At 33.3% G+C, this 21853-nt stretch carries 4 protein-coding genes; all 4 read left to right on the forward strand.

Annotated features, from left to right (window positions below; genetic code table 11):
* Nucleotides 1-143 precede the first annotated feature (143 nt).
* The 4 genes from metG to MRU_RS04850 all read left to right on the forward strand — a co-directional run bounded on the left by metG (nt 144) and on the right by MRU_RS04850 (nt 21839).
* On the forward strand, nt 144-2219 hold the full coding sequence (gene metG, locus MRU_RS04835) for a methionine--tRNA ligase (RefSeq protein ID WP_012955761.1): 2076 nt from the start codon (nt 144-146) through the stop codon (nt 2217-2219).
* 189 nt (nt 2220-2408) lie between these two features.
* A complete protein-coding gene (locus tag MRU_RS04840; RefSeq protein WP_012955762.1) occupies nt 2409-3986 on the forward strand; it encodes a DUF530 domain-containing protein in 1578 nt (525 codons plus the stop codon).
* A 141-nt stretch (nt 3987-4127) separates the two neighbouring features.
* Complete coding sequence (locus MRU_RS11920; RefSeq protein WP_012955763.1) at nt 4128-4835, forward strand: hypothetical protein; 708 nt, start codon at nt 4128-4130, stop codon at nt 4833-4835.
* Between the two features lie 2214 nt (nt 4836-7049).
* Nucleotides 7050-21839 carry an Ig-like domain repeat protein gene (locus MRU_RS04850; RefSeq protein WP_012955764.1) on the forward strand — a complete coding sequence of 4930 codons (14790 nt, stop codon included), beginning with the start codon at nt 7050-7052 and terminating at the stop codon, nt 21837-21839.
* The last annotated feature ends 14 nt before the right edge of the window (nt 21840-21853 follow it).

The following is a 21853-nucleotide window of genomic DNA, read 5'->3' on the forward strand; positions in this document are numbered from 1 at the left end:
ATTTATATAACGGATAATAAATATTATAGTGTTAGATGATTAGTTTTTATATATAAAATTTATATAAAAATTCATTAAAAATCAATTTAATCTATAGACTTTAAGTCTTTAATAATTAATAATATTTTAGAGGAGTGTTTATTTTGACAAAAATATTTATTTCATGTGCCCTTCCATATGCAAACGGTCCATGTCATTTAGGTCACTTACGTTCAACATATATTCCAGCGGATATCTATGCAAGATATAACCGTATGGCTGGAAATGATGTCTTGATGGTATGTGCAACCGACGAGCATGGAACTCCAATTGCAGTTAAAGCAGATGCTGAAGGCAAGAAACCTATTGAAGTTGCAAAACGCTATCATGACATGATAGCCCGTGACATTGAAAGCTGTGACATCAGCCTTGACAATTTTGCAAGAACAAGCGACGAGTTGCATTATAAGATCTCACAAGACTTCTTCCTATACCTTTATGAAAAGGGATTGATCTATGAGGAAGCCATTCAACAGCTTTATTGTGAAAACTGTGAAAAGTTCTTGCCAGATAGGTATGTTGAAGGAATCTGTCCTGTCTGTGGGGCTGAAGCAAGAGGAGACCACTGCGAATCCTGCGGAAGAGCTTTGGAACCGACTGAGCTTCTTGAGCCACACTGCCTTACCTGTGGAAATACTCCAGTAATAAGGGACAGCACACAATATTTCTTTAAGTTAAGCCATTTCCAGAATCAATTGGAAGAGTATATTACAACCAACGAGTATCTTCCTCCAAATGTCAGAAACTATGCTCAGAACTGGCTTAAGGAAGGCCTTGAAGATTGGATAATGACCCGTGATATGAAATGGGGTATTCCAGTTCCTCTTGAAGGCGCTAAAGGAAAGGTCATCTATGTATGGGGAGAGGCTTTCATCGGATATATTTCCTCTGCAGCTGCATGGAGCAGAAGAACTGGAATTCCTTGGGAAGACTATTGGGATGGACATGTTGTTCATTTCATTGGAAAGGACATTATCTATCACCATTCACTCTTTTGGCCTGCTATGCTTATGGGACATGACTGCAAGTTACCTGATGACATTTTTGCAGGTGAATTCTTATCCCTTGAAGGCAGAAAGATGTCTACCAGTAAGAATTGGGTTGTCTGGGTATCTGATTTTGTAAAAGACTTCGAATCAGACTTGCTTAGATTCTATCTAACTATTAGCGCTCCTTTAAATAAAGACACTGATTTCTCATGGGATGACTTTGGAAGAAGGGTAAATGATGAATTGGCAGATATAATTGGAAACTTCTTGCATAGGACTTTTACATTCACTCATAAGTTCTTTGACGGTAAGGTCCCTGAATATGCAAATCCAAGTGAAGAGGACTTGGAATTTGAAGCTGAGATTAAGGAATTACCTGCTAAAGTGGGAGAGCTTATCTCAAGCATGAAGTTTAGGGAAGGTTTGGTTGAGATTCTCAAGACTGCCAAATCTGCCAATAAGTACTTTAATGATCAAGAGCCATGGAAAGCTGTAAAAGAAAACCCACAAAAGGCTTCTAACTGTTTATATTTATCCAATCAGTTCTGTAAATCCTTGGCAATTCTTTTAAAACCTTATATTCCAAATAAGGCAGATGCAATCTGTGATATAATTAATATTTCTAAGGAAAACGTTTGGGATGATGCAAGCATATTCCTAGAGAATGGTCATGAGATAAATAAGGCAAAGCCACTCTTTAAGAAGATTGAAGATAAGGTTATTGAAGCTCAAAAGGAAAAGTTATATGCTAACCTAGAGGATTCAGAAGAAACTAAAGATGATAAAGACAATAAAAAAGATAAAAAAGATAAATCTAATAAGAATAAATCAAATAAAGACAAAAAAGATAAATCTAAATCAAATGATGGTGAAAAAATGGATTTAATTAGCATTGATGAATTTGCAAAAGTGGAAATTAGAATAGGAAAGATTGTAGAGATTGAAAAAATAGAAAAATCAAATAAATTATTAAAGACCCAAATTGACATTGGAGATAAGACCATTCAAGTTATTGCAGGTCTTGGAAAAAGATATGCTCCTGAAGACTTATTAGGCAAAAAGGTACCTGTAGTAACCAATCTTAAACCAGCTAAATTGATGGGTGAATTATCTGAAGGAATGATTATGGCTACTGAAAGTGCAGCTATTTTAACTCCTGACGATTGTGAAATTGGCGAATTACTTATGTAATTTGCTTAATTTTTATTTATTTTTAATATTTATTCATTAATTAATGTTTAAGTTAAAATTGCAATGTTTAATTTTTAGTTTAAACATATTTCTTAAACATTTTAAAAAAATAAATTCAATTCAAATATCCAAAATTAATCAAATAAATTCTTTCGGCGGAGAATTTATAAAAGTCCTCACGGTGATATTATGGATGAATCATTAATGATAACAGAGTCTGAGAAATTTTTAAATCAAATAGAGAGGGAGAAGTTAGATCTAACCAATCTTAAGTCTGACTTTAGTGACTTGGAGTCATATTTAGAGGTTTACGAACTTCTAAAAAGCAACTTTGACAAGCTCCAGGACATGAAGGAAAGTATGGATGAGAGAGGTTATACTGCTCCATTCAGATCTCTCAATCGTTATGGTTCTCGTGTAAGTGAGGATGTTGATTATGAGGAACTAGGTGAATTGAACCGCCATAACACTATTTTTAGAAACAATGCCTCTGCTAAAAAGAACAGCTTTGATAGGGTAAAATATGCCATAGCAGCTCATAGGATTGCCTTAGGCAATCTTGAGGAATATGCCAAAATCAGATGCAAGGACTGTCAAAAGTCATATAAGGTTAGCACATTCCTTGAAAACTCTAAGACCTGCAAATGCGGAAGCACTGATTTTGAGCTTAAGGTAAACCACTCTGGAATCCATAGATTGGAAATCATTCCTTATCTTCCATTATCCGGCAATTATATGGTTCTTCTCTCCAGCTTATCCGGTTGGGGAAGGGATTCATTCAGAAGAATCCTAAACATATTGCAGCAGAAAAGAAAAGGTGTTGTAAAGACTGTAACTCCTATAATCCGCATAAAGGAAAATGGCAGAACCATTACTAAAAGGGTAAACCTTGATAGTGAATTTGCAGATTGCTATGAAGAGGAACTTAGAAGAATATATGGTAAGGGAGTTAGAATAGAAAGGCTTGAATTCCATAGTACAAAGCCAACAATAGTTAATGATAAGTATACCCGTACCAATCTGGCCTTGGCTTATGTCAAGCATGCTGAAGACATTGTTTCAAGACATGAGGAAGAGATTTTTGAGGAAAACATCAAGGACTTGAATAATCTTAAGACCTATGATGAGCTTATCTATTCAGTCAATCTTGAAAAGCCTGAATATATGGATGAGGATGACTTAGACTCTTGGAGAGAGCAAAAGATTCAGGACAATCTTTTGGAATTAGGCCTTATGGACAAATATGGGCACTTAGATAAGCAATTAAAGAAAGACCTAAAGGAAAGGGAGAGAATAAAGTCTAAGATTTTTGCAGACATTGCACCAACCCTTATTCTTTGGGACATTTCCAAATATTATCTCTGCACATCCTATGACCGCCGTAAAAGGTATGGATCTCCATTCCCTTTCATTAGAAACGATTTAGACAGACAGCAGCGTAAGGTATTTGCAAATCCCCATGCAAATGTAGTAGGTCTCCTTAGGGAAAAGGAGAAAAAGCATATGATAGCAATAGATGAGATGGATTTATTGCTGTATAAAAAGTTTAAATTGGAAAAGAGAATTAAGAACACTAATTTTAAGCTGAATTATGCAGCACTAGGACCCGCTATTGTATTTGCAAATTCTGATTACAACATTAAGGAAGTTTCTAGAGCATATAAAGTTGGAGAGAAAAGCGTAAAAAGAGAGATTATGAATATTAAGAGCTTTAGAAAGCCAAACAGTAAAAAATCAAGAGAGTTTTTAGGTAAGATTAAGGGGTAGTCTCTTTTTTATGGATTTTTCTTATTCATTTTTTTGTTTTATATTTTTAGTTGTGATTTGAATTTCAGAAAAATAATTTTTATCTATAGTTTGTGATTTAAATTTTAGAAAAATAATTTTTATCTATTATGGGTGCATTATATGAGTTATGATTTTGATGACTTTGATGAGGATTTCGATGATGATGAGTTTGATGAATCTGAGGATTATGATGACTTTGATGAAGATTTCGAAGATGATTTTGAGGACGATTTTGAAGATGACTTTGATGACTTTGACTTCGATGATGACTTTGACAATCTAGACTCAAAATCAAAGGAAGATATTGATATATTTGATGAAAAACCACTTGAAACTGATTCAGGTTATGAAAGAACCGCTGTAGAGGTTCATGTTTCAAGTCCTTTAAGTTCAAGAAAGCTTGTTGAACTTATGGACACTTATCCTTCCTTAAAGAGAATTACTTGTCCTAAAAGCATTTATGATAGAATGTCTTCAAAATATATTAAAATTTTAAAGGAAGATTTGAACATCACTGTTGAAATCAAATATAATTGGGGAAAGAAAAAATACACAAAAAAGGAAGTCGATTCTGTAATTGAATTGTTCAATGAGGGAAAACGTTCAGGTGAAATTGCTTCACAATTGGATATGCCTATTTCCAATGTTAATTATATCAAATCCAAATACTCTGATAGGATCAATGTAAAGCATTATAAAAAGAAATATGATGATGAATGCAGATTAAGGATAAAATCCATGAAGGAAGATGGCTTAAAGCCAAAAGAGATTTCTCAAAATCTGGGCATTCCAGTTAGATCTGTTTATTATATTTTGAATAAGAAATGATTTTTTTATTTCCTTTTTTTTTATTTCCTATATAATATTACTTTTTTTTTTAAATTATGATATAAATTTAATTTTAGTTTTCTAATTTTTATACATAATTACTATCTTTTTATTTTTTTCAACAGCTTTTCAAGTATTTTTTAAAATTTTTATTTGTTTCTTTAAAATTCCTTTCATATAATTGAAAGGATATTAATTTATTTTTACTTTGATATGAAACGAATAATTTTAATTAATTATCATTTTTATTATTTTATATTTTCTCTCATTTTCTTGGATATTTTTATGCATAGGACTATTTTATATTTTTAAATATCCCAATTCCTTTAATTTTTGCTTTATTCTTTAAATAAGCCCTAAAAAATCTTTTCATAACATTTATATATTAGATTAAATAAATATATATAGTATAATGGACAGTTTTCGATTAATCCTTTTTCAACGATAAAAACCTAATTTGGTTAAGTTAATATGCTAATTATATTAATATTCTTTAAATTGTCTTATTTGGATTAAATGATTTGAATTTTATCTAAAAATAATTTAACTTTATTTATTGATAAAATAAAGATTTTATGGGAGTCTTTTCTTTGTTTTATCTTTTAAATATCCTTTAATTTTTTAGATATTCTTATAATTTTTTCAGCAAAAATAAGTAAATTTTAAGTTTATTTTTGTCTTAATTTTAACTTGATCATATTAAATTTGTTTTAAAAGATTAATTTGAAAAGTTCATAAAAATTTAGTAAAAATTAAATCAATGCTTATTAGCCTTTGAATTAATTATTCACTTATTCAATTTCATTATTGGATCTAATTTATGGGAGTCTATTAGTGAAGGTATTGCTTTGAATATGATGCTGATATATGGGAGTCTATTGGCGTGGAGTAATTAAATCATGAATTAATCATTGTGAGATTTTGCTAGAATTAATTTATTTAAAGAAATAGACAGAATTTAAAAAATCAATTAATCCAGTACTTCTGGTAAAAAAGTGAAAAAATCAGTAATCCTGATTTAAATGTGAAATCATTTTCACTAAAACTCATTTTTTGAGTTTAAAGTTTAGTTCTGATTTCAGGAGAAATTATATTTCTAAAACTCATTTTTTGAGTTTAAAGATGAAATCATAATTTCTGGAGAAATTATATTTATTATATAATTAAAGATGTTGAATTTATATAAATTGTATGGGCTTTAAAATATATAGCTGCAGAGGATTTTACTATCACAGTCAAATATCTGGTTTAAGAAGAATTCAGTCTTACAGAATATTTCTTAAGCTATTGTTTGATTAAAATAGTTCTATTCTTATAAGCTAAGGTAAAAGATATGATTTTAAAGAGTGTATAATTTTCGTACTATGTTTGTTGAATGATATTTTTCATAAATTATATGATTATTACAATTTAATTAAATAAATTTGATTCGCCTTTATACAATCAGAAAGATCAAGCAATTGAAATTCTATTGACTAATGATCATGAATTTGGCCGCAATCACAATATTCATATAATTTGGTTTGAAAAATATTTTAGTTTATTGAAAGTATATAATTTGAATAATGAAAACATAATTTATATGGTTGTTTTTAATTTATTCAAATTAAAAAATTATTAATCAATAAAAAAGAAATAAAAAGTGATTATTTGAGGAAATTATTGATTGATAATTCATCAATTATTAATTAAGCTAAACTGAAGCAAGTTAAAAATAATTAATTAATGATTGTAAAACAATCATATAATAAGTTCAAGTTATATGATTTAAATTATAATTAAAGGAGATAAAATCAGATTATATGTTTGAATATTGTAATTAACGGGTTAAATTTAAAATAAAAAACTAAAATAATATCAATTCGAATATGCATCACAAATGAAAAGAAAATTTATTAAATGTGTGTGTAAGACTTGGCATATTCAAAATTATTTGATATTATTGGTTTTTTCTGTGTATAAAGGAAAGATAATAAAGTTAACTATTATAAAAATAGGTGTTTTAAAAATTAACTAAAATGGTGTAAATGAACTAAATGATGTGTATCAAATACTTACTTTTTGGGTATTTATCACATTTTTGAAAACGAGTGTTACTTATAATAAAAAATTTATCAAAATTTGAATGCTTAGTTTTATAGTATTTATCACATTTTATTATTTTGTTGAATTAAAATTTTATTAATTAAATTTTTATTAAAGGAGGGTAAGTAAATGAATAATAAGACATTATTTATCATTGGTTTATTCATATGTCTTTTATTTACCATACCTATGGTATCAGCTGCAGATGCTGATTCCAATTTAATTGATAATTCAGTAATTGGAACAAATATCAATTCACAAGCAATTACAACATCTGATGCAAGTATTGATCACAGTTCAAATGCAAATGCAATCAATACTAATATTAATTCTGATGATATTGTTTCTAATAACAATAACAATAATTCCATAATTGATATTAATGATTCCGATATTGAATCTCAAAAGGATGGTTCAAGTAAGAATATTATCAAGTCTACCAATAAAAATACAAATGATTCCAATAATGAAACTGAAGATAATATTCTAGTAACTGATATCAATTTAGGTAAAAATAATAAAAATTCAAATGATAAAAATATTTTAAGTGCAAATGCACTAACTGCTGATGGAACTGGTACAACTTTCGGTGACTTGCAATATATCATTGACCAAGATACAACCGGTACCATTACTTTAGATAAAAATTATAAATTCGAATCTGGCACTGATGATGCTTATCTCGATGGTATAACTATAAATAAGGCCATTACTATAAATGGTGGAAATCATACTATCGATGGAGACCACTTGGCTAGAATATTTAATATTAATACTGGATCTGCTTCCGATATTGTTGTTTTAAATAGCATCCATTTCATTAATGGTATGGCAGATGGCAGTGGCGATAATGCCAATGGTGGTGCTATTTATATTGGTTCTCCAACTACCTTAAATTATATTACTGCAATCAATTGTACAGCTACTGGTAATGGTGGTGCCATATATGCACATGCAGATGGTACCAATATTGCAGCTAATTACCTATACCTATATAACAACACTGCAGTGAATGGTGGTGCATTATATGTTTATGGTAATGATTATACAGTCACAGTAGTGGATGCCCGATACAATTCTGCAAGTGGAAATGGTGGTGCAATGTATGCATACGGAAACAGTTTCCACCTTAACAAGGTTAACTTCATTAACAATACGGCATACGGTGAAGATTCAGAAGGTGGTGCAATATTCTTTGCCCATAATTCTGATGATAGTATTGTTAACAATTCCTACTTTGCAAACAACTCTGCAAATAGAGATGGTGGTGCAATAGTTTGGGATCAAGGTGCACACTTCGGTGAACTTTATAATTCCAAGTTCTACAACAATACTGCTAACCATAGTTCAGGTGCTGTTCGTTGGAGTGGTGAAAATGGTACCATTGACAATTGTAGTTTTATTGACAACAAGGCTTATGGAACCAATTTAGAACCTGGTGATTTTGATCAAGGCGGTGACCAGATTCTTGGTGGTAATGGTGGTGCTATTACTTGGTTAGGTTCTGTGGGTATTATTAGGAATTCAAACTTCACTGATAACTATGCAGAGGCAAATGGTGGAGGTATGTTCCTTATAGCTTTCGATATTAATGACCCTAATTCCATATGTAACGATACCCATATTATCAACTGTAACTTCATTAGTAATGATGCTGGACTTAATGGTGGTGCATTAGATTGGGACGGTAAGGCTTACAATGGTTCTGTATCTGGTTCCAAATTTTATAACAATACCGCTGCACGTAGTGGAGGTGCTATCTTCTGGAAAGGTAATGGAGGTATCATAACACAATCTGACTTTAAGTATAACTCTGCAAATGGTACTCATTTAGTTCAGCCTGAAGGATTCCTTACCCCTGGTGGTAATGGTGGTGCGGTAATCATCACAGGTAGTGATGTTAATATTACATATTCCAATTTCACTAACAATAGTGCTAGAGCTCGTGGTGGAGCGGTTTACTTGCAGCTCAATAACAATACCATGGTTTTGAATTCCTCATTTGAAAATAATAGTGCAGGTACTAATGGTGGAGCACTTGACTTTTATACTGGTGCTGAAAATGGTAAGGTAATTAACTCCACATTTTTGAATAATACTGCTAATCGTAGTGGTGGTGGTATATACTGGAATGGTGAAAAAGGTGTAATTAATGGTAGTATTTTCTATGATAATAAGGCTTTAAATCAAGGTACATACGTAAATGGAAGCCAAATTACCGATGGTGGTGACGGTGGTGCTATCATTTGGACAGGTTCACATGGTACTTTAGAAAATTCAACCTTTAAAAACAACAATGCTACTAACCGTGGTGGAGCTATTTTCCTTGAGAAACATAATCTGGAGGACCCTAATGATTATTGTAAAAATATTACAGTTTTGAATTGTACATTTGAAAAGAATTCTGCAGGTACCAATGGTGGTGCTATTGATTGGTTTGAAGGTGCAGAAAATGGAAGAATTATTAATTCAACATTCACTGAAAACTATGCACGTAGATCTGGTGGTGCTGTATTCTGGAATGGTGTTAATGGTACTATATCCAATTCAACATTTACATTAAACGAAGTAGGTCTTGAAGGTGCAGATACTGGAACTGGTGAGACAATTCCAACTGGAGATGATGATGGTGGAGCTATCAAATGGACAGGTGCAAATGGTTTAATTGAAAATTCCATATTTAGAGAAAATAAGGCTTTAGAAGGTCGTGGTGGAGCAATTTATCTTGAAAACAATGAGAATGGTACTGTTAACAATTGTACTTTCGAATTGAATAGTGCATTTACAAATGGTGGTGCTATAGACTGGCACGAAGGTGCAAAGAATGGTCAGCTTATCAATTCCACCTTAACAAACAACACTGCTGGACGTAGTGGTGGTGCAGTATATTGGAATGGACACAATGGTACAATCAATGGAACTAATTTTACAGATAACAAGGCATTAGGAACTCATCACACTGAAGGTCAGACTGAAGGTGGAGATGGTGGTGCAATCATTTGGACAGGTTCCTATGGTACTATTGAGCTTTCTAACTTCCATAATAACAGTGCACGTTGGAGAGGTGGAGCAATCTTCCTTCAGAAAAACGTGCATGAAGGGGAAGAGCATTGTTATAATACAACCGTTAAGAATTCCTACTTTGAAGAGAACTTTGCAGGCAGTAACGGTGGTGCTATCGATTGGTCTGCAGGTGCTATGTATGGTAAATTGATTAATTCAACATTCATAAACAACACTGCGGAACGTAGTGCAGGTGCTGTTTACTGGAATGGTCTATATGGTGAAATATTAAATTCCACATTTGAAAACAATACTGCTATAGGTAACTTCACTCATGACGTTCGTCCTGAAGTGGATGAAACCTATACTGTTATTGGAGGTAACGGTGGTGCTGTTGTAATTACTGGAAGCCATGCAAAAATCGATGGATCCAACTTTACATTCAACACTGCAACAAGACTTGGTGGTGCAATCTTCTTCCACGACAATACAAACGGTACTATAAACAATTCCATCTTTACTAATAACACTGCAGGTCTCAATGGTGGAGCCCTTGACTTCTATGAAGGTGCGAGAGATGGTCAGGTACTTAATTCCACCTTTATCAATAACACTGCAAAGGATGGAAAAGGTGGTGCAATCAACTGGATAGGTACAAATGGTACTGTAGATGGCTGTGACTTTATAAACAACACTGCAAATGGATCTGATGATGAGTCTGGTGCAGGTGGTGCAATAAATGTAGATGGTATTAACACCTATATTGCAAATTCAACATTTACAAACAACAGCTGTTGGGACGATGGTGGTGCTATCTGTTGGAATGGTGACTTAGGTAAAATCTATAATATTACCTGTTTTAACAATAGCGCTATAGGAAAAGACCACAAATCTTCAGGCGGTACCATAAGTATTTATGGTTCAAACCTCACAATGGACAAGGTTAACATAACATTAGGTACAGTGTCCTCAGTAAATGATGACAAGGTATCCAAAGGTGGAGGTATATTTGTTACAGGTAATTATGTAAACATTACCAATGCCGAATTTACAAACTGTTCTGCATTGGCTCCTATTGACGATTCCTCTGCAGGAGCATTGTACATTATCGGTAACAATACCAATGTAGTGAATGCAACATTCAAAAACAACACTGCTTATGAAGACGGTGGTGCAGTATATATTTTAGGTGAAAATTGTACCTTGAACAATACATTATTCCTCAATAACGTTGCCCACAACGATGGTGGAGCAATCCAATGGGATGGTAACAATGGTAGAATCTACAATCTCACTGCTGATGGAAACTATGCAGACAGTGCAAGTGGTTCCTCTAAAGGAGGTACCCTCACTATTGAAGGTAATAATACAGTTATACAAAAAATCAATATTTCCAATTCCTATGTTGATAGCGACCATGATTTAGGAGCAGGTAAGTCTACCCAAGGTGGAGCTATATTCCTAACTGGTAATGACTGTAACATTACAGATGCTGTATTTGACAATTGTTCTGTAAAATATGTTGCAGATGAATCATCTGGTGGAGCAATGTACATTATCGGTAACAATACCAATGTAGTCAATGCTAACTTCACAAATAACTCTGCTGTTGAAGACGGTGGTGCAATATATATTGATGGTGACTATTGTACCTTGAACAATACTGTTTTCATCAATAACACTGCTCATAATGACGGTGGTGCTGTTGACTGGGAAGGTAATTATGGTCATGTTTACAATTTAACTGCTATTGATAACCATGCAGATAGTGCACATGGTAGTTCTAAAGGTGGTACTATCCTGCTTGAAGGTGGTCATTGTACATTTGACCAGCTTAACATTTCAAACAGTTATGTAAGCGGTGAAACCTACACAGGTACAAAACCTGTTCAAGGTGGAGGTATAGCTATCTCCGGTAATGACTGTAACATTTCCAATTCCGTATTTGACAATTGTTCTGTAAGATATGAAGGAACCAATTCCTCTGGTGGTGCATTATACATTTGGGGTAACGATACTCATATAGCGAACTGTAATTTCACAAACAACTCTGTTCCTTCCGATGGTGGTGCAATCTATGTTGGAGGTTCTGACGTAACTGTAGTCGATTCAAATTTCATCGATAACAATGCTTCCCAATCTGGTGGTGCAATCTTCTTGACTGACAATAAGAATTCACAAATTAATGGTTCAACCTTCAAGAACAATTCTGCGAAAGTGAATGGTGGAGCTATTGACTTCTATGCAGGTGCAGAAGACGGTCTAGTATCTGCTTGTGAATTTGTTAACAACACTGCTGGTGCTTCCGGTGGTTCCATTTACTGGGAAGGTACCAGAGGTGTAATCGAATACTCTAGCTTTGATGGAAGCAGAGCTTTAGGTAATCAAACAAGTGATGCAAACAATGGTAGAGGAGGATCTATCATTTGGCTCGGAGACCACGGTACAATTCGTGGTTGTGACTTTAATGACAGTCAATCCGCTAAAGAAGGTGCTACATTATATGTTGTAGGTGACCTTATTAAGGTTCAACAATCTAACTTTACCAATTCTCAAACCAATACTAGTGGTGGTATTTACATCCAAGGTTCAGAAGGTACTATAAGTAATTGTCATATGGAAAACACTACTGCTAAGGAAAGTGGTGGAGCACTTTATGTAAAAGGTAATTATATCTATTTATTAGATTCTGATATAAATAATGCTACTTCCGTTAATAATGGTTCTGCAATTTATATTACTGGTAACACTACCCATATAGAGAATTCAAATGTAACCAATTGTAGTTCAAGTTCTGGAAATGGAACCATAATGATTGCAGGTTATAAGACAGTAATGGATGGTGTAAATGTAGATAACAACAAAGCTGTTTCTGCTGGTGCAGTTCTAATTAGTGGAAGTCAAACCAAAATATCTAACTCTAACTTCACCCATAACAATGCATCCAAGGATGCAGGGGGTATAATGATTAATGGTACTGACAATACCATTACAACTTCAAATATCTCTGATAACTATGCTAAAGAAAATGGTGGAGGTATTTACTATACAGGTGATAGAAATACAGTAAGTTATTCTAATATTGACCATAACAGTGCTAATAATGGTGCAAATGTATATATGGCTATAAAAGCTAAAGATTGTAAGCTTATAGGTTCCAATATTACAAATGCCAAGGCTAGAAACTTTGGTGGTGGAGTAGAATGGTGTGAAAATTCTGAAAATGGATTGATTCAAGATTGTTACTTCTATAACTGTACTTCAACTGCCCACGGAGGTGCTATTCACTGGTACCCAGGTAAATATGGTGTTATAGATAATTGTACTTTTGTTGAATGTCATGTAGCTGGTACCAAAAACGGTGGTGCAATATATGCAGGTGCAAACACTAATGTTAAACCAGTTGGAACAGTTTTATCAAACAGTACATTCATTAACTGTACAACAGGTACCAGAGGTGCTGTAAACTGGAATTCACAAGGTGGTTTGATTTATAATAACACCTTTATTAATTGTGGTGTAGCTAACACATCTGTTACTACATCTTGGGGTGGTGCCCAAGCTTTACAAATTGAAAAAGGTAACAACACTCAAATTATTGCTTGTGAATTTTATAACTGTTCCGGTATCGGTGGAGGAGGAGCATTAAGAGTACAAGGTGATGGCCATAGTGGTTATAATATTACAATTGCGAACTGTACATTTGACAATTGTAATAATACCGGTTTAGCTGGTGGTGTATATTTAAGTGATATGGCTAGAAATATAACTTTTGAAAACAATACCTTTACCAATAACAGTGCTCCTAATGTAGGTGCATTCTTTATGGACCCTAAAACTGTCATTGTTTCATTTGTAAATAACACATTTATTAATAACTCTGCTACTGGCAGTTCTGGTTATGCGGGTGCCGCTCAATTAACTGGAAATCTTGAAGTAATCAATTCTACATTCATAGAAAATTCAGCTGTTAGTAAAGCAGGTGCTATTAATGCTGTTGAAGATTATGATGGAAATAACAATTTAGCTATTATTGGATCCACTTTCCAATACAATAAAGCTAAAGAAGGTTCTGCCATCAATGCTATTAATTTGGATATGACTGACACAGTTTTACTTGAAAACCAAGCAGCATTTGATAAATGGACAAACCAAAGAAATTCAAGAGCTAATGGTCATGTATCTATAAATGGTACTTTTGTAGGTAAAGATAACTACTTGAATGGTATTAAGGCTAATGGAGCTACTTTCGATAATGTAACATATTGTGGTGTAAATGGTGGAGGTTTATATGAAGATACTGTCACCAATACCGATGATGTAACTTCAGCTAAATCCACAAATGAGGTTCATCAGTTAATAGTCTTAGAGATTTATGATTATAATAATAATTTAGTGGATACTAAAACCACATTTACTGATGAAAATGGTAAATTCAATTTCGAATTTGACATGGAAAATCCTCAAGATTACTCATACAAGGTTATTCACCCTGAAGATAATTATTACACTGGTGCAGAATATTCTATTGGAAAAGCTATATCTAATATAACAATCAAATCTCAGAATATTACTCACCCAGAAGATGAGAATATAACATTTAAGGTAACTGGAGGAAGTGGAACACCTACTGGTAATATTACTGTATTTATCAATGATACTGAAGGTAATGTGATATTTAATGATACAATTATTCTTAACAGTACCGGTGAAGCAAAATTATTCTTCCCAAGATTAAATGCAAGCGAATATTACATAGAAGCCAAGTATAATGGTGATAACAACTACTTGCCTGACAATGACACTTCCATATTCCATGTAAATATGGCAGAATCATTCATCAAAATTGGAATTGAAAACTACACTTATAATGAAACTAGAAATATCACAATCACAGTGCCATATATAGAATCAGGTAGGATATCCGTTATCGTAACTAATGAAAACTTCACTCAATTATACACAGTCTATGTTAATGAAGGAACTGAAGAAGTGCAAATTCAACTTCCTATATTGGATGCAGGTGTTTATGATATTGAAGCAATATTCCATGGAAACAACAATTACTATCCAAGCCAAAATACAACTAATTTCACTGTATTTAAAGCTGCTTCAATAATTAACATTACAGCAGACAATGTAAGTGGTGGAGTGAGAGAAACTGTTGATATTCATATCGATCCTGAAGTTGCAACTCAAAATATAAATCTTACAGTTTATGATGCTCAAGGTAATATTGTTGATCAATATTATGACCTTGGTTTACACGATTCCAGAATTACTCAAATTCTTACATTGTTACCTAAAGGTAAATACAATGTTACTGTAACTTATCCTGGAGATAAGAATCATAATGCATCTTCAAATTCAACAATCTTCTATGTAACTAATGATTTATTCCCAATTGAAATCAATGCAACTAATATGACCTATGGTGATGATCAAATCATCAACATTACAGTTCCTGCCAATGCAGACCCAGATAAATTATACATTAACATAAATTGTAGTGATTGGCCTGGAAATAAAACTGTAACTGAATTAGGATTGACTATTGATGAAAATGGTTTAATACAAATAGATACTACTAACACTAATTTATTTGCAAATAAAATAGATGCAGGTAATTACACTATTAATGTTTATTATCCTGGTGATGATGACTTCTTATCCAACAGTAGTAGTGTTGACTTTGAAGTAGCAAAAGCTATTCCTGAAATGAATGTTACTCCAACTAACATTACATATGGAAATCTTGAGGATATTTTAGTCGAAATTGCCCAAAATGGTAACGTTACCCTATATGTAACTAGTGAAAATGACCCAACTTTAAACATTACTAAGATTGAAGTTGAAATTATTGAAGGTAAAGTCTACTGGAATGTAAATGATACATACTTGCCAGCAGGCGAATATATGGTTGAGGCAATATTCAATGGAAACAGAAATTATGAATCTGTAAACAAAACAGAAAAATTCAATGTTACCAAAGCCATTCCTAACATTGTCATTGATGTCGATGATATACATGTTGGTGACAGTGAATACATTAATGTTACTGTCGAAGGTGTCGAACATGGTACCACCCCACAAGGTAACATTAAGATCATTGTCAGAACAATCGATCAAATTGTTGAACTTAATGCCACTGGCCAATACAACTTAACATTAGATGATGAAGTTCAAGGCAATGGCATAAGTGTAACCGTAATTTATTATGGTGATGATAATTATAATTACACAGAAAAATCTGTATACTATGATGTAACTAAAAAAGAAACTTCCATTAATGTAACAGGAGCTACTCCTATTTCATATGGAACTATAGAAAATCTTCTAGCTGAAGTAAATGAAACTGGCGTTACAGGAACCATTACCATTTATGTAAACAGTACTGTAGATGGATTTATCAATCAAACTCATGTAGCTACAATCACTGTTGATGATGCAGGTAAAGCTACTTGGGATATAGATCAAATCATATTACCTGTCGGTTCATATGATGTTACTGCAGTTTACTCTGGTGATGACAAATTTGAAGGTAGTGTATCTACTGTCAAAGTAATCGTTGTAGAAAAGGCTACTGATTATGACATCAGTGTAGAAGCCAATAACACTGTTTATGGAACTGATCAAGTCATCATTGTAACTGTTCCTGATAATGCAAATGGTACTGTAACCATAACCATAGAAGGTACTGAAATCAGCTTAACCTCACAAGTGGAAAACGGTAAAGCAGTATTTACTATTCCAAATGACCTAGTTGACTTCTTAGAAGTACATGATAATTATAATGTAACTGCAACCTATAATGGAGATGATAAATACGCAGCAGGAGTCAAAGCAAGTGACTTATTCAATGTAACCAAAGCTGAATCTCACATTAAAGTTGTTGCAGAAGATATTGATTACACTCAAATTGAAAACATTACTGTAATCCTTCCAGATTTCAATGCTACCGGTAAAATAGTGATTACAATTGTTAATAAATCTGACACCACTCAAATAGTCAGAACTTTAGAAGTTGACCCCTTCACTAATACTACTGGTGTTATCTATCCATTTGAAGGATTATTAGTAGGTAATTACACAGTTAAAGTCGAATACAGTGGAGACCATAACTATAATAACAGTGAAAACACTACTGACTTTGAAGTACGTAAGGTAGATCCTACCCTAACTGAAAACTCACCGGATATCATTTACGGTGCAGATGAAAACATAACTGTTACCATCACCGGTGCTACAGGAGGTGTGGATCCTACCGGAACCATACAAGTTATTGTTGATGGTGTAACCATTGATACCATTACTATTGGTGATAAAGACTTAGAATTCATTGTAACCAAACCTGGAGTTGATCCACAACACAATATAACTGTTATTTACAGTGGAGACAGCAACTATAACCCAGTAACCATTACCGGTGAATTTGCTGTAACTCAAAATAACACTATTGAAATGGAAGAAGTCAGTCCTAACATTGTTTATGGTAATAATGAAATAATTACAATCACTCTTCCTAATGATGCAACAGGTACTGTCTATCTTGTAGTCAATGGAACTTATTACACTCCTATTGGTATTGATGAAAACCATCAAGCTGTATTTACCATTGTAGCTCCAATCGTAGGAGAATACAACTTCACAGCTTACTACAGTGGAGATGAAAACTACACAGCTAATAATATAAGTGGTGCATTCAATGTAACCAAAGCGGATGTAAGTTTATCAGAATCTCACACTGCCACAATTACTTATGGTGCTAATGATACAATTACTGTAACAATTACTGGTGTTGAAGGTCCTGAAGGAGTATTAGCTCCAACTGGAACCATTAAGGTATTGGTTGATGGAGAAGAAATTGGCAATGTCACCATTGGTGATGATTTAGTATTTAACTCCATTAGGCCATTTGTAGACCCACAACACAACATAACAATTATTTACAGTGGAGATAATAACTATAATTCCAAAGTCATAGACAATACCGTATTGGATACCCTTGTATTCGAAGTTATTAAAAACAATACTCTTGAAATCAGTGAAGATTCTCCAGATATTTTCTATACTGAAAATGAAACCATAACTGTAACCATTGCTGGTGATGCAACAGGTACCATTACTGTAACAGTTGGTGGAGAACAAGTAGGAGAAGTAGTCACTATTACTGAAATAACAGAAGATGACAAAGTATTCACCTTCAACATTACAAAACCTGAAGGTGGAGTATATGATGACTTAACCGTTGTATACAGTGGAGATTCCAATTATGATTCCGCTACCATCAATGGTGAATTCACTGTAAGTCCTATTGATCCTAATATCACTGAAGACAGTCCTGATATTGTTTACACAAATAATGAAGTTATTACAATAACTGTTCCTGAAGGTGCTACCGGTAATCTAACTGTTACTGTCAAAAACAGCAAAGGTGATACAGTAGAGACCAAAAAATTGGTTATAGGTACTGATGATTTGGTTGTAACTATTGAAAAACCTGCTGTAGATAACTACACTTTCACTGTTGATTACACTGGCTGTACTAATTATACTGAAAAAACCATTACAGGTGAATTTAAAGTAACAAAAGCATCAAATGAGATTACAGTCGTATCTACCAATATAACCTATGGACAAACTGAAACAATAACCGTAACAGTTCCAGAAGGTGCAACAGGTAATGTAACAATTACCGTTGGTACATACACTGATATGTTAGAAATTCCAGAAGGCAGCACTGAAGTAGTATTCACTATTCCAAAAACAGCTGCAGATGAATTGTTAAGTGTAAGTGATAACTATATTGTATTCGCTAACTACTCCGGTGACAGCAATTATGAATCCGTGGTTGCAAATGCTCCTTTCCATGTAGATCCTGCTAACACTACACTCACTATAGAAGTTGCTGATATTACTTATGGTGAAGATGAAATAATCAATGTAACCGTTAATGGAGTAACTGGTGGAGATATTCCAACTGGATTTGTAACAATCAAACTCAATGGTACAGACATTGAATTAACCAAACCTGTAGATAGTGAAGGAAAAGTACAATTCAACGTATCAGGATTAGTTGTAGGAGAATACACTGTAAATGCTACATTTGTATCAAGTTCAATCAATTATAATGATAGCAATAACACTGCTAAGTTCAATGTAACTAAAGCAGATGTTAAAGAAGCTAATATGAACATTACAGCTATTAACATCACTTACGGTGATGATGAAACCATAACTGTAATCCTTAATGAAACTAACATAACCGGAAACGTTACCATTACAATCAATGGTACTGAAATCGAAACCAAAGAATTAGTGGATGGTAAGGTTGTATTCACCGTTCCTGATTTAGAGGTAAACGGATACAATGTAGTGGCTAACTACTCCGGTGATCATAATTATAATGCAATACCTATTGGAGCTAATTTCAACACAGACTTTAAAGTTGATAAGGCTAATGTAACTGTTGTTGTTACTCCAGTAGATATAATTTACAAAGAAACAGAAGAAATTAACGTTACTGTTACTGGTGTTTTCATTAACGATAATGTTAACGACAATTTAACCGGTAAAGTAACCATATACATAGATGGTGTTGAAAATCAAACTAAGGATATTAGTGCTGTTGATGAATACGGTATCTTACACTTCAGTGTAGAAGGATTGGCTGTAGGTACTCATAATGTTACTGCAGTTTATCATGATGATAGAAACTACAATGATAACAATGCAACTGAAGACTTTGAAGTAATCAATGCTCTTCCAGAAGATATGAAAGTAATTCCACAAAACATCACTTACCATATCCAAACAGAAACCATTACTGTTGATTTAGGAGAAGTATTAAACGGAACTGTCCAATTGTACATAAACGACACATTAGTCGCTACATTTGAGGTAATAGACCAAAGAACAGTAAGCTACACCAATAATAGTTTAGCTGTAGGAAACTACACCGCTAAGGCAGTTTTCACTGCAAATGGTGATTTCGTTAACGCTAGTGCAAACTTCACTGTATCTAAAGCCCCTGTAACTGTTGATGTAGTGGCAGAGGACAGTGTTTATGGTGAAACTCAAACCATTACCGTAAATGTTGATAATACTGTTCCAGATAAATACAACCTAACAGGTAATGTAAGCATTACAATTAATGGTGTGGATTATGGCAATAAGACTGTTGATGCTAACGGACAAGCAGTATTTGAAATAACTGGATTGGAAGCTAATGATAACTATCAAGTAATCGCTACATATTACAACGATCCTAACTATCTAGACAATACTGGTCAAGATACCTTTAAAGTAAGCAAAGCTGATGTAAAAGATGTAAATAAAAACATTACAGCTATTAACATTACTTATGGTGAAGATGAGACCATTACAGTAACCTTAAATGAAGATAACATTACTGGAAAGATTACCATTACAATCAATGGCACTGAAATTGAAACTAAGGAATTAGAAGATGGTAAAGTTGTCTTTACAGTAAAAGACTTAGAAGTGAATGGATACAATGTTGTAGCTAATTACTCTGGTGATACTAACTATAATGCTTTCACAATAGCTGATAACCTAAATACTGACTTTACTGTAGGAAAAGCTAATTCAACTGTTGAAGTTGAAGCTATTCCAAGCATTGTTTATGGCAACAATGAAACCATTACTGTAAGTGTTCCAATTAGAAACCACACAGGTACAATTACCCTTACAATAAATGGCAGTGACTATGTATTTGTAAAACATCTAACTGCTGAAGATGGAGATACAATTGTACTAACTAATGTAAGCGGTCTTGCTGTTGGAAATTACAATGTAACTGTAAAATATAGTGATGATAGAAACTACAACGATAGTGAAGCTTCTGCATTATTCGAAGTAACTAAAGCAACTCCAAGTCAAATTACTGTTGAAGCTCAAAATATCACTTACACTGAAGATGAAATAATTCTAGTTACCGTTGCTGATGAAAACGCTACAGGCAGTGTGACCATTACAATTGATTTAGGAGATTCCACTTACACAAACACTACCAATCTGGATGAAAATGGACAAGCTAAATTCAATGTAACTGGTCTTGTAGTAAACCACTACACAGTTGTAGCCAATTACTCTGGAGATGCAAATTACACTGGTCAAACTGCATCTGCTCCATTTAGAGTGGATAAGGCTGCTTCAAATGTAACCATAGATGTGGCTAACATTACTTATGGTGAAATAGAATATGCAAATATAACTATACCTAACTATAACGCTTCAGGTAGAGTAATTATCAAAGTGGATGATAAAGCTTATGATATTTTACCAATCAACAACAATACTCCTGTAAAACTTGAATTAGATGGTTTAGCTGTTGGAACTCACACTATTGATGTAGAATACTTCGATGATGATAATTACAATAAATCTGTAGCACATGTAGAATTTAATGTAACTAAAGCCATTATCCCAGTTGATCCTGCTAATGCCTCTTCATTAATAGTTCTACCAACTAATATTACTTATCTTAACAATGAAACCATTGTTGTAAGCGTTGGAGCAAACAATGCTACAGGTAAGGTAACTATAACTATCAAAGATAAGGATGGCAATCCTGTTGATATCGATCCATCTGTTGTAACAAGCAAAAACATCACAGAAGAAGGTTCACAATCTGTAACTTTCACTGTTCCAGGTCTTGCAGTAGGAAATTACACTGTAGAAGTTGATTATACAGATGATGCAAACTATGAAAACGCTCAAACCAGCGCTAAATTTATTGTTGACCCAGCTAATTCAACTGTAACTGTTGAAGCGGTTAATATCACTTATCTTGATAATGAGACTATCACTGTCACTGTTCCTATCACTAATGCTAGCGGTACAGTTGTAATTAAGATAAATGGCACTCAAAAAGACGAAAGAACTGTAAGCTGAGATAATCCTACCTA

Origin of the sequence: Methanobrevibacter ruminantium M1 (assembly GCF_000024185.1) — an archaeon.
Classification (GTDB): Archaea; Methanobacteriota; Methanobacteria; order Methanobacteriales; family Methanobacteriaceae; genus Methanobrevibacter; species Methanobrevibacter ruminantium.